General features: G+C 70.5%; 10 protein-coding genes. 5 read left to right on the top strand and 5 right to left on the bottom strand.

The genetic code is table 11. The features are described from left to right. Positions 1 to 42 precede the first annotated feature (42 nt). Complete coding sequence (locus HYQ63_RS02050) at positions 43 to 924, top strand: peptidoglycan-binding protein (RefSeq protein ID WP_179932215.1); 882 nt, start codon at positions 43 to 45, stop codon at positions 922 to 924. A 115-nt stretch (positions 925 to 1039) separates the two neighbouring features. Here the strand turns inward: HYQ63_RS02050 and HYQ63_RS02045 are convergent, their stop codons facing one another. From HYQ63_RS02045 to HYQ63_RS02035, 3 genes are all read right to left on the bottom strand, one after another. After that, a complete protein-coding gene (locus HYQ63_RS02045) occupies positions 1040 to 1966 on the bottom strand; it encodes an ADP-ribosylglycohydrolase family protein (RefSeq protein ID WP_179932214.1) in 927 nt (308 codons plus the stop codon). 38 nt (positions 1967 to 2004) lie between these two features. Beyond that, positions 2005 to 2850, bottom strand: a complete 846-nt coding sequence (locus HYQ63_RS02040; protein WP_179932213.1) for a putative RNA methyltransferase — start codon at positions 2848 to 2850, stop codon at positions 2005 to 2007. Between the two features lie 374 nt (positions 2851 to 3224). After that, a complete protein-coding gene (locus tag HYQ63_RS02035) occupies positions 3225 to 4334 on the bottom strand; it encodes an FAD-dependent monooxygenase (RefSeq protein WP_179932212.1) in 1110 nt (369 codons plus the stop codon). Between the two features lie 157 nt (positions 4335 to 4491). On the opposite strand from HYQ63_RS02035, the gene HYQ63_RS02030 reads away from it, so the two are divergent. Together HYQ63_RS02030 and HYQ63_RS02025 are read left to right on the top strand one after the other, a co-directional pair. Next, complete coding sequence (locus tag HYQ63_RS02030; protein ID WP_179932211.1) at positions 4492 to 5493, top strand: GntR family transcriptional regulator; 1002 nt, start codon at positions 4492 to 4494, stop codon at positions 5491 to 5493. Positions 5494 to 5662: 169 nt separating this feature from the next. Continuing rightward, positions 5663 to 6784 (top strand): aromatic ring-hydroxylating dioxygenase subunit alpha, encoded by a 1122-nt coding sequence (locus HYQ63_RS02025; protein ID WP_179932210.1) that lies wholly within the window; start codon positions 5663 to 5665, stop codon positions 6782 to 6784. Positions 6785 to 6851: 67 nt separating this feature from the next. Here the strand turns inward: HYQ63_RS02025 and HYQ63_RS02020 are convergent, their stop codons facing one another. Then, positions 6852 to 7649 (bottom strand): IclR family transcriptional regulator, encoded by a 798-nt coding sequence (locus HYQ63_RS02020; protein WP_179932209.1) that lies wholly within the window; start codon positions 7647 to 7649, stop codon positions 6852 to 6854. 63 nt (positions 7650 to 7712) lie between these two features. Continuing rightward, complete coding sequence (gene purU, locus HYQ63_RS02015; RefSeq protein ID WP_179932208.1) at positions 7713 to 8585, bottom strand: formyltetrahydrofolate deformylase; 873 nt, start codon at positions 8583 to 8585, stop codon at positions 7713 to 7715. 199 nt (positions 8586 to 8784) lie between these two features. Here purU and HYQ63_RS02010 point away from each other — a divergent pair, with 199 nt between their 5' ends. Both HYQ63_RS02010 and HYQ63_RS02005 read left to right on the top strand, forming a co-directional pair. Continuing rightward, positions 8785 to 11226, top strand: a complete 2442-nt coding sequence (locus HYQ63_RS02010) for an FAD-dependent oxidoreductase (RefSeq protein ID WP_179932207.1) — start codon at positions 8785 to 8787, stop codon at positions 11224 to 11226. An 18-nt stretch (positions 11227 to 11244) separates the two neighbouring features. Further along, the gene (locus HYQ63_RS02005; RefSeq protein WP_179932206.1) at positions 11245 to 12144 is read left to right on the top strand and encodes a bifunctional methylenetetrahydrofolate dehydrogenase/methenyltetrahydrofolate cyclohydrolase; all 900 of its coding nucleotides are present in this window, start codon (positions 11245 to 11247) and stop codon (positions 12142 to 12144) included. Positions 12145 to 12197 lie beyond the last annotated feature (53 nt).

The raw sequence follows: 12197 nt of genomic DNA, 5'->3' as shown, positions 1-12197 counted from the left end.
CGTATATAGACGGATACCAAGCAGCACCGAAGGAGCACCCATATGGCAACACCCCTGAGCGCCGACAGACTTCTGAAGGCCCTGCGTGGTGAGGGTCTGACCGTCCACGAAGTCCGCAACTGGCGCTCGCACAACCGCAATTCCCAGGGCGCCTGGGGCCCGGTGCACGGTGTCATGATCCACCACACCGTGACCTCGGGCACCGCCGGCTCCGTCGAACTCTGCTACGAGGGCCACGCCTCGCTGCCGGGACCGCTGTGCCACGGCGTCATCGACAAGAAGGGCGAGGTCCACCTCGTCGGCAACGGCCGCGCCAACCACGCGGGCCTCGGCGACAATGACGTCCTGAACGCGGTGATCAACGAGACCAAGCTGCCCACCGACAACGAGGCCGACAAGGACGGCAACGCCCGCTTCTACGGCTTCGAATGCGTCAATCTCGGCGACGGCAAGGACCCGTGGCCGGAGGCACAGAAGCTGGCCATCGAAAAGGTGTCCGCCGCCATTTGCCGCGCCCACGGCTGGAGCGAGCGGTCCGTGATCGGCCACCTGGAGTGGCAGCCGGGCAAGGTGGACCCCCGGGGCTTCACGATGAGCTCCATGCGCACGCGCATCGGCAAGCGGCTCGACACCAAGCCCGACGGCCCGACCGAGACCAAGCCGAAGCCCCCGGCGTCGTACGAGCCCTTCCCGGGCGCCGACTTCTTCCGCGACGGCCGCGTGAGCAAGATCATCACCGCCATGGGCAAGCGGCTCGTCGCCGAGGACTGCGACCGCTACGAGGAGGGCCCGGGCCCGGAGTGGACGGCCGCCGACAAGAAGTCGTACGCGGCGTGGCAGCGGAAGCTGGGCTACTCCGGCGATGACGCCGACGGCATCCCGGGCAAGAAGAGCTGGGACAAGCTGCGCGTCCCGAACGTATAGAGCGGCACCACCTGGCGGGACGGCGCGCGCCGTCCCGCCCCTGTTTCACCAGGCCGCACCCTCCGTCGGCAGGAGCCGGTCGCCTGACGGGTCGGAGCGGATCAGGGGCCGCGGGTCACCTCACGAGACGATGCACGAGATCGAGCAGATCCGGGAGCCGCAGCACCCGGCCGAAGCCCGGCAGCGGAACGTGGAGTGACCCGGTCCAGCGGGGCGGGATGGCGTCGTGTCCGTAGCAGGCACCGGCGAGGCCACCGGTGACCGCGGCGACGGTGTCGGTGTCGCCGCCGAGGTCGATCGCCGCCCGTACCGCCTCTTCGAACGTGCCGGTGGTGCGAAGCGCCCATACGGCGGAGCCCAGACAGGGCCAGACGGCGCCGTTGACCTCGGTGGCCTGGTCGGGGTGCCAGCCGGGGGCGAGGACGGCCGCGTACCGGTCCCGGTGCCCGGGGTGCACCAGGTCCAGGATCTCCGGCAGCGCGGCGAGAGGATCGGCGCCGTGGAGCGCGAGGCGTACGAGTTCGTGGAAGACGGCGGTGCCTTCCCAGGCGGCGCGGTCGCCGTGGGTGAGGGCGGCGATGCGCCGTGCCGCATCCATGGTGGCCAGCCGTCCGTGGCGGGCGAAGTGGACCGCTGACGTGGATGCCCGCATGAGCGATCCGTTGCCCGCCGCCCGCAGGTTGACCTGAAAGTGGATGGCGGCGGCCAGGTCCCAGGGCATGCCGTTGGTGAGCACGTCTTCGGTCTGCAAACCGATGTCTTTCGGCTCGGACGCGGCCCACCGCTGAAAGCGGGCGAAGACGTCCGGCAGATCCAGCCCACCCCGCTCGATCAACGACTCCGCGACGAGGACCGCCATCTGCGTGTCGTCCGTCGCCTCACCCGGATCCCAGCCGCCTCCTCCGCACATCTCGCCGCCGATCCCCGGCACCGGGAACCGGGCGGAGAACGCCCCCTCGGGACCGAACTCGAACGGGCCTCCCAGCGCATCACCCACCGCCGAGCCCACGACCGCGCCGACCGCCCGTTCCTCCCAGTCCATCCGAACAGGCTACCGAGCAGGCCCCCGTTCGCCCGCGGTCACCGGGCCCTGAAGGCGGTGGCCAGCACGGAGACGGTGACCTGGCCGGGCAGGGAACCGCTGTCGGCCAGATCCGCAGGGGCCCCGTGGCGTGCGCTCGGCGTCATCCCCACCAGGTCGAGGGCCTCCTGCTCGGTCAGGGGCAGGGCGTACTCGACGCGTTCCGTGACGGTGGCCTTGAAGCAGGGATTCAGCGCTTGGTGCAGGCGCTGTTCCTTGGCCGGGTCGATCGAGACCATCGCGGGCAACCCGCGCAGCTCGGCCAGGTGGCGGCCGGTGGGACGTACCACGACCAACCGGCCGGCCGGGCGCAGCACCCGGTGGAACTCGGACGGGTTGCGCGGGGCGAACACGTCCAGCACGACGTCCGCCACCCCGTCGGCCAGCGGGAAGGGACGGAAGGCGTCCCAGGTCGCTGCCGCCGCTCGTTCGTGGGCTCGGGCTGCCGAGCGCAGTGCGCGCACCGAGGTGTCCAGCCCCAGACCACGGGCGCCCGGCCACTGGTCGAGTGCGCCCGCCAGGTAGTAGCCCGTGCCGCATCCCACGTCCACGATCGTGCCCTCCTCAGGCATGCTGGCGGACGCCAGACGGGCCACGGCCCGGCGGATGGGCGCATAGCCGCCGGTGGCCAGGAACCGGGCCCGGGCCCGGGCCATGGGCGCGTCGTCACCGCTGGTGGCGCGGTTGCCCGTCAGCAGGCTGACGTAACCGTGGCGGGCGATGTCGTAGGTGTGACCCACCGGGCAGCGCAGTGCGCCGCGGGCGGGGTGGAGGCGGGCATGGCAGGCCGGGCAGCGCAACAGGTCGAGGAACGGTTCGAGGGCAGGGCGAAGCAACGCGGGCATGAGGCACTCCTGGCACACGGTGAAGGGAAGGGACCGTGCCCGCACGCGCGCGGAAGGGCGCCGCCATGAAGGAGCGGAACACCCCACGTCCGGCCGCCCTTTACGGGCAGCACGGGGAACATGGTTCACGCAGCAGGCACACCGAGGAGGGCGATGCCGTCCGGCGTCGCCCTCAAGAACTTCCGATCACAGGAAGCAGTAGTGCGGGATGCTCATGAATGCCACGCGGCAAGTCTACGGGGCCGACCCGGGGCGTGGGCCTCGGGTGCGAGATCCCCAATCCCATCCCCACGCGCCACCCGAAGACGTTCACCGCGCCGCAGGCAAGGGACGGCTGAAGCCCGGCCACCGCTCGCAACGAGACACCGTGGCGATCAGCCGTCCAGCGAGAGCGCGTTCTTGGCGTGCGTGAGGGAGTCCTCGGAGGCGGGCCCGCCGGGATTCTCCGTGGCCAGGGCCTGGTTGACGTTGACGAAGGTGCGCATCCGCTGCTCGTAGCGGGAGTACGCCACGTGATGATCGCCCCCCGCCCGGGCGAGGCAGTCGGCCAGCACGTAGGCGCCCGCGAGGGCGAGGCTGGTGCCCTGCCCCGAGAGCGGGGAAGGGCAGTAACCGGCGTCGCCGAGGAGGGCCACCCTGCCCCGCGACCAGTGATCCATCCGGATCTGGGCCATGGCGTCGCAGTAGAAGTCGGGCGCTTCCTCTGCCGCCGCGGCCAGGCGGGATCCTTCCCATCTCAGTGATGCGAGCTTGTCGACGATGAGTCGGCGAAGGGTGCCGTTGTCGCGGCGGTCGTGGGGGAGAGGGGGTGACTGGAAGCCGAAGGCGATCCTGAGTTCGGTGTTGTCGCGGACGGGCATGATGCCGAAGCCCACGTCGCCGTCCCGAAGCCATATCTGCCAGTGGTCCAGGGCGAGGAAGTTGTCCGCACCGAACACGGACAGATAGCTGCCCAGGTGATGGGCGAAGCGGTCCTCGGGGCCGAAGGCCAGGCGCCGAACGGTCGAGTGCAGTCCGTCGGCCCCGATCACGAGGCCGAACGTGCGGGACGCCCCGTGGGCGAAGTCGACGCGCACGCCGGTCGTGTCCTGATCGAGCGCGGTGATGCTGTCGCCGAAGAGGTACTCGGTGTCCGCGCGCGTGCGCTCGTGCACCATCCGTACGAGGTCGTCGCGCAGCAGCTCGATGTCATCGCTGTCGAGGCGGCCGCTGCTGAAGGTCGCCTCGGTGGAGCGATCGACTTCGTGGCCGTCGGGATCGAGGATCGACATGCCGCGCATCCGGGTGCGTACGCGTTGCGCCTGTTCCAGGAGGCCCATCCGCTCGATGACGTCGAGCCCGACGCCCCGGATGTCCACCGCCTGGCCGCCGGGGCGGGGGCCAGGGGCGCGTTCGACGATGGTGGTCTCGAAGCCGTGGCGATGAAGCCAGTGGGCGAGTACGGGCCCGGCGATGCCGCCGCCGGAGATGAGAACGGTCTTCATGGGAAGCCTCCAATACGCTGTACGCGCAGTGAACGTACGCCGTACGCGCAGACGCTTCAACAGGTCAAACACAGAGCCTGTACTAGGGCAGTTACCCCTTCCTCGGCGTCCTCGCTGATAGCCTCTGCACTAGAACAGAACCGAAAGGCGGCAGGACGTGACGAAGCCCACGGACGCATCCGACCAGCCGCCCTACCTGCGCATCGTCACCGAGATCCGCCAACGCATCATCGACGGCGAACTCGCCCCAGGGGACCGGGTCCCCTCGACCCGCCAGATCGCCAGGGAGCGCGGTGTCGCGCTCGCCACCGCCACCAAGGCCCTGACCACCCTGCGCCTCGAGGGACTTGTCGAGACCCGTCCCCGGACCGGCACCGTCGTCGCCGGAACCGCTCCCGTCACGCCGCCCCGCAAGCCCGCGTCGTCCGCCCCGGTCCCGGCCCCGGAGCAGGAGCTGACCCTCGACGGGATCGTCCGTACCGCCATCGCCATCGCCGATGCCGAAGGACTCCCGGCTCTCTCCATGCGCGGTGTCGCGGCCCGGCTCGGCGTCGCCGCCATGTCGCCCTACCGATACGTCCCCAGCAAGGACGACCTCGTCCTGCTCATGGCCGATGCCGCATTCGGCGAGGAGACCTACCCCGCCGATGCGCCCGAAGGGTGGCGGCCACGCATCGAGCTGGGTGCTCGTACCCTCTGGACCCTGTACCGCAGGCACCCGTGGCTGGCCCAACTCGGCTCCCTCACCCGCCCGTTGATCGTGCCCAATCTGATCGCCCACGGCGAATGGATGCTCAGTGCCCTCGACGGCCACGGCCTCGATCCGACCACGCTGTTCGACATCCACATACTGATCTACAGCCACGTCCAGGGCATGGCGGTGCACCTGGAGTGGGAGGCGCACGCCGAAGCCTCCACGGGGCAATCGGAAGACCAGTGGATGGACAGCCGGGCACCCGCACTCCGGGAGCTGGTGGAATCCGGCCGCTTCCCGACCTTCGCCAAGGTGGTCGGATCCTTTACCGCTGGCACCGCTGGCACCGCTGGCACCGCTGGCACCGCTGGCACCGGTGGCTATGACCTGCGCCTCGACGAGCTCTTCGCCTCCGGCCTCTCGGCCCTCCTCGACGGCCTGACCCCCATCGTCGAAGGCCACTGATGGCCACGGCGGCCAGGTCCGCGGCATCAGGCTCTGTTGCGTGATGCGCTCCATGTTGCACAATAAGGAACGCGTCATCGCGAGCCGTCGATGGCGCCCCGACGCACGATGCCCGACGACGGCCCGGCGCCCGTCGCGTGTGCGCCTGACATCTCCTGAGGTGACATCGATGACCACCACCAGTGTGTCCCCGAGCCTGATCTCCACGCTGTCGGGGGAGTTCTACACCGATCCTGAGATCTTCGCGGCGGAGCAGGAACGGATCTTCGAGGCCATGTGGTTCTGCGTGGCCCGTGCCGCGGACCTGGACAAGCCGGGGAGCTTCCGTACCTGCCAGGTGGGGCGGGAGAGTGTGCTGGTCTCCCGCGCCCGGGACGGTTCGGTGAAGGCGTTCTTGAACATCTGCCGGCACCGTGGCGCGAGGTTGTGCACGCAGGAGTCGGGTGAGGTGAAGCGGGCGTTTCAGTGTCCGTATCACGCCTGGACCTACGGTCTGGACGGGAAGCTGGTGGCGGCGCCGAACCTGACGTCGATGCCGGATGTCGACCGGGTCGAATTCGGGCTGGTCACGGTCCACGTCCGGGAGTGGCTGGGGTATGTGTGGGTGTGCCTGGCCGACGATCCTCCCTCGTTCGAGGAGGACGTGATCGGCGTGGTGGCCGAGCGGCTGGGAGATGCCGAGGCGATCGGGAATTACGGGATCGAGGGGCTGCGGCCGGGGCGGCGGATCACCTACGACGTACGGGCCAACTGGAAGCTGATCATCGAGAACTTCATGGAGTGCTACCACTGCGCGACGATCCATCCGGAGCTGACGGAGGTGCTGCCGGAGTTCGCGGATGGTTTCGCTGCGCAGTACTACGTGGGCCACGGCGCGGAGTTCGGGGAAGAGGCCCAGGGATTCACGGTCGACGGCTCGGAGGGGCTGGACCGGATTCCGACGGTGGCCGAGGGGCAGGACCGTCGCTATTACGCGATGACGGTCAGGCCGCAGGTGTTCATCAACCTCGTACCGGACCACGTCATCTTCCACCGGATGTATCCGATGGCGGCCGACCGCACGGTCGTGGAGTGCGACTGGCTCTACCTTCCGCGTGTGGTCGACAGCGGTGCGGATGTGGAGCGTTCGGTGGAGCTGTTCCACCGGGTGAATCAGCAGGACTTCGACGCGTGTGAGCGTACGCAGCCGGGGATGGAGTCCCGGGCGTACGCCAAGGGCGGTGTCCTGGTGCCCAGCGAGCACCACATCGGCGCCTTCCACGCCTGGCTCCAGGCCCGCCTCGGCGCGTAGCGGATCGCGGCCGACCGGCCCCCGACGTTCAGGCGCCACCGGCCCGCGCACCCGGGCCGGACGGGGCTCAGCCCGCGTAGCCCATCCGGTGACTGATCTCCTCGGCACCCTTGACCAGTACCGGAGCGAGTTCGGGGATGCGCTCCTCGGTGAACCGGTAGGCGGGGCCGGAGGCGCTGAGGGCGGCGATGACCTCGCCGTCGCCGGACCGGATCGGGGCCGCCATGGCGTGCAGTCCGATCTCGAGTTCCTCCAGCGTCACCGCGTACCCGCGCTTCCGCGTCTCGGTGAGGTTCTTCTCCAGCTTGGTCTTGGCGGTCAGGGTGCGCGGCGTCAGCTTCTCCATCCCGGACGCCTTGAGCGCCGCGGCGCGCTCCTTCGAGGACAGGTGGGCCAGCAGGATCTTGCCGCTGGACGTGGCGTGCAGCGGGGTGAGCTGTCCGACCCAGCGGTGCGTGCCGACGGCGCCCGGGCCGCGTACCTGGTAGAGGTTGACCGCGTAGTGCTCGCGCAGGACGGCGATGTTGACGGTCTCGCCGATCTCCTCGGCCAGCCGCTCGCACACCGGCCGGCCCTGCTGGGTGATGTCGAGGCGGCCCATGACCGAGCCAGCCAGGCGCACGATCCCGAAGCCGAGCCGGTACTTGCCCCGCTCGGCCGCCTGCTCGACCAGACCGCGGGCCTCCAGCGCCCCGAGCAGGCGGAACGCGGTCGACTTGTGCACCTCGATCTCGGCGGCGACCTCGCTCACGCCCGCCTCGCCGCGCTGGGCGAGGATCTCCATGACGCTGACGGCACGGTCGACGGACTGCACCCCGGTCCCAGGGGGACCTGTTGTTCCACCATCTGCCGTGTAGTTGCTCATAACGCAACTATACGTGCAGGTGAGCGCGGGTCCCGCCGGTCAGGACCCGCCGGAGGGCGGCCGTCAGCGGAAGACGACCGTACGGTTGCCGTTGACCAGTACCCGGCTCTCGCTGTGCCACTCCACGGCGCGGGCGAGCACTTGGGCCTCGACGTCGCGGCCCATGGTGACCAGCTCGTCCGGGGCGCGCGAGTGGTCCACGCGGACGACGTCCTGCTCGATGATCGGGCCTTCGTCGAGGTCGGACGTGACGTAGTGGGCCGTGGCCCCCACGAGCTTCACACCGCGCTCATGGGCCTGCACGTACGGCCGCGCGCCCTTGAAGCTCGGCAGGAACGAGTGGTGGATGTTGATCGCCCGGCCGTCGAGCTGCTTGCACAGGTCGTCGGAGAGGATCTGCATGTAACGGGCGAGGACCACGAGGTCGACGTCCAGCTCGTCCACGAGGTGCAGCAGCCGCGCCTCCGCCTCGTGCTTCGTCTCCGGGGTCACCGGTATGTGGTGGAAGGGGATGCCGTAGTTCCGGGCCAGCGGCTCGAAGGTGCGGTGGTTGGAGACGATCGCCGGGATGTCGACCTTGAGGGCGCCCGTGGACTTGCGGAAGAGCAGGTCGTTCAGGCAGTGGCCGAACTTCGACACCATGATCAGCGTGCGGGTCGGGGTCGACGCGTCGTGCAGCTGCCAGGTGATCCGGTGAGCCTCGGCCACCGGCCCGAAACCGGTCCGCAGATCCGCCAGGGAGACGTCCGGGTCCAGGACGTCGAAGTGCACCCGCATGAAGAAGCGGTCCTGCCGCCGGTCGTCGAACTGCTGACTCTCCAGGATGTTGCCGGAGTGGCCGACGAGATAGGTGGCCACGGCGTGGACGAGGCCGGCCCGGTCCGGGCACGAAAGGGTGAGGACGAACTCGCGGCCGGGCTGCGGTCGAGGAGACATGGCATCCTCCATCGTGGTGCGTATGGCGCAACGTTGTGAGTGATGCGCAACATGGTCCAGTGCGGTGGCCGGGCGGTCAAGGGGGCTTTTGCGGGCCGGTCGTCTCCCTGGTCCAACCCTTGACAGCCCCCTGGGCCCCCTGCACTGTGAGTTGCGCAATGCGAGGCATGTTGCGCTGAACGCAACTGGAGGTTTTGTGATGGCGGGACCGCGAGTGGTCATCATCGGCGCGGGCGTCGTGGGGGCGGCGCTGGCGGACGAACTGTCCTCCCGGGGCTGGACCGACGTGACGGTCGTGGACCAGGGCCCGCTGCCCGCCACCGGCGGGTCGACGTCCCACGCACCCGGCCTGGTGTTCCAGACCAACTCTTCGAAGGCCATGACCGAGCTGGCCCGCTACACGGTCGAGAAGTTCCGCTCCCTCGACCTCGACGGACAGCCCTGCTTCCTGGAGGTCGGCGGCCTGGAGGTCGCCACCACGCCCGAGCGCCTGGACGAACTCCACCGACGGCAGGGCTGGCTCGCCTCGTGGGGCATCGAGGCCCGGGTGATCGGCCCCGAGGAATGCGTCGAGCTGCACCCGCTGGTGGCGCGCGAGCGCGTGCTCGGCGGACTCCACATCCCCACCGACGGCCTGGCCAAGGCCGTCCTCGCGGTCGAGGCGCAGCTCCGCGCCGCCCGCGCCCGCGGCGTACGCACCCTCGGCCGCCACGAGGTCCTCGACATCCACACCGATGACGACGACCGGGTGACGGCCGTCGTCACCGACCACGGCGAGATCCCCGCCGACATCGTCGTGTGCTGCGCCGGGATCTGGGGCCCCAAGGTGGCCCGCATGGTCGGCATGAACCTCCCGCTGACCCCGTTGGCCCACCAACTCGCCTGGACCGGCCCGGTGCCCGCCCTCGCCGGGCAGGACCGGGAAGCCATCCGCCCGATCCTGCGCCACCAGGACGCGGACCTGTACTACCGCGACCGCTTCGACCGGCTCGGCATCGGCTCCTACGGACACCGGCCCATGCCCATCGACGCGGACGACATCCTCTCCGTGGACGCCGCCGAAGAAATGCCCTCCGTCCTGCGCTTCACCGAGGACGACTTCGCCGAGGCGTGGACCGAGACCCAGGCCCTGCTGCCCGCGACGAAGGAGGCCGACGTCGAGGAGGGCATCAACGGCCTGTTCTCCTTCACCACCGACGGACTGCCCCTGCTCGGCCAGTCCCCGGACGTGAAGGGCTTCTGGGTCGCCGAGGCCGTCTGGGTCACCCACTCCGCGGGCGTCGGCCGCGCCATGGCCGAATGGCTCGTCGACGGCCACTGCTCGTCGTTCGACCTGCACGAGTGCGACGTCAACCGCTTCGAGCCCCACCAGCTCGCCCCGGAGTACGTACTGGCCCGCGACTGCCAGAACTTCACCGAGGTGTACGACATCCTCCACCCCCTCCAGCCGCCCGGCGCGCCCAGGCCCCTGCGCACCAGCCCCTTCCACCCCCGCCAGCGGGACCTGGGCGCCGTCTTCCTGGAGGCGAGCGGCTGGGAACGGCCCCAGTGGTACGAGGCCAACGACGCCCTGGTGGCGGGGCGGAACATCCCCGTACCGGGCGACTGGGCGGCCCGCCACTGGTCGCCGATCGTCGGCGCCGAGGCCCAGGCCACGCGTACGAGCGTCGCGATGTACGACATGACGGCCCTCAAACGCCTGGAGGTCACCGGCCGCGGGGCCGCCGCCTTCCTCCAGCACCTCACCACGGGCAACGTCGACAAGTCCGTCGGCTCCGTCACCTACACACTCACGCTCGACCACGACGGCGGCATCCGCAGCGACGTGACCGTCGCCCGCCTGGGCCGCGACCACTTCCAGGTCGGCGCCAACGGCAACCTCGACCTCGACTGGTTCACCCGCCACCTGCCCGAGGACGGGTCGGTGCAGGTGCGCGACATCACCGCCGGCACCTGCTGCATCGGCCTGTGGGGCCCCACGGCGCGCGAGGTCCTGCAACCCCTGGCCGACCAGGACTTCTCCCATCAGGGCCTGAAGTTCTTCCGGGCCCGGCGCGCCCACATCGGCGCCGTCCCCGTCACCGCCATGCGGCTGAGCTACGTCGGCGAACTGGGCTGGGAGCTGTACACCACCGCCGACATGGGCACCAAGCTCTGGGACACCCTCTGGGAGGCGGGCCGCGAACACGGGATCATCGCCGCCGGGCGTGGCGCGTTCAACAGCCTCCGCCTGGAGAAGGGCTACCGCTCCTTCGGCACCGACATGACCTACGAGCACGACCCGTACGAGGCCGGGGTCGGCTTCGCCGTGAAGCGCGACAAGGCCGACTTCATCGGAAAGGCCGCGCTGGAGCGGCGCGCGGAATCCGTGACCCGGCGGCTCACCTGCCTGACCATCGACGACCCGGGCTCCGTCGTCATGGGCAAGGAGCCCGTGTACGACGGCGACCGCCCGGTCGGCTACGTCACCAGCGCCGCCTTCGGCTACACCATCGGCAAGGGCATCGCCTACGCCTGGCTCCCCGCCGAACTCGCCACCCCCGGCCGGACCCTGCACATCGGCTACTTCGGCCGGCGGATCCCCGCGGCCGTCGCCCAGGAGCCCCTGTTCGACCCGTCCATGCAGCGCCTGCGCGGCTGAGGAAGAGGAACCACAAACATGAGCGCACACATCCTCGACGGACGCCGCACCGCCGCGGAGATCCGCACCGAACTCACCGCCCGCGTCGCCGCCCTCACGGCCCGGGGCGCGGCGCCCGGCCTCGGCACACTGCTCGTCGGCGACGACCCCGGCAGCCACGCCTACGTCGCCGGAAAACACCGCGACTGCGCCCAGGTCGGCATCGCCTCGATCCGCCGCGAACTCCCCGCCGACGCCACGCAAGCGCAGGTCGAGGCCGTCGTCGACGAACTCAACGCCGACCCCGCCTGCACCGGCTACATCGTGCAGCTCCCGCTGCCCCGCGGCCTCGACACCGGCGCCGTCCTCGCCCGCATGGACCCCGCCAAGGATGCCGACGGCCTGCACCCGGCCAACCTCGGCCGGCTCGTGCTCGGCGTCGACGGCCCCCTGCCCTGCACCCCGCGCGGCGTCGTCGAACTGCTGCGCCGCCACGACGTGCCCCTCGCCGGGGCCCGGGTCTGCGTCATCGGCCGCGGCGTCACCGTCGGCCGCCCCCTCGGACTGCTGCTCACCCGCAGGTCCGAGAACGCGACCGTGACGCTGTGCCACACCGGAACCACGGGCATGGCCTGGCACGTGCGCGACGCGGACATCGTCGTCGCGGCCGCCGGTTCCCCCGGAATCGTCACCGCGGACATGGTCCGGCCCGGCGCCGCCGTCCTCGACGTCGGCATCACCCGCACCGAAGACGGCCTGCTCGGCGACGTCCACCCGGACGTCGCCACGGTCGCCGGATGGGTCGCCCCCATGCCGGGCGGCGTCGGTCCCATGACCCGGGCCATGCTGCTCGCCAACGTCGTCGAGACCGCCGAACGCACCGCCGCCGCCGCGCCCGCGCGGGACCCTCTCCAGCCGCAGCTGTCAGACGCGCGATGAACACCCCGCCCTCCGGGCCCCGACCTGCCCGAGCGCCCCGCGGCCACGCAACC

Origin of the sequence: Streptomyces sp. Rer75, from assembly GCF_013414305.1 — a bacterium.
Taxonomy (GTDB): domain Bacteria; phylum Actinomycetota; class Actinomycetes; order Streptomycetales; family Streptomycetaceae; genus Streptomyces; species Streptomyces himastatinicus.
This window is presented reverse-complemented; position numbering and strand designations above follow the sequence as displayed.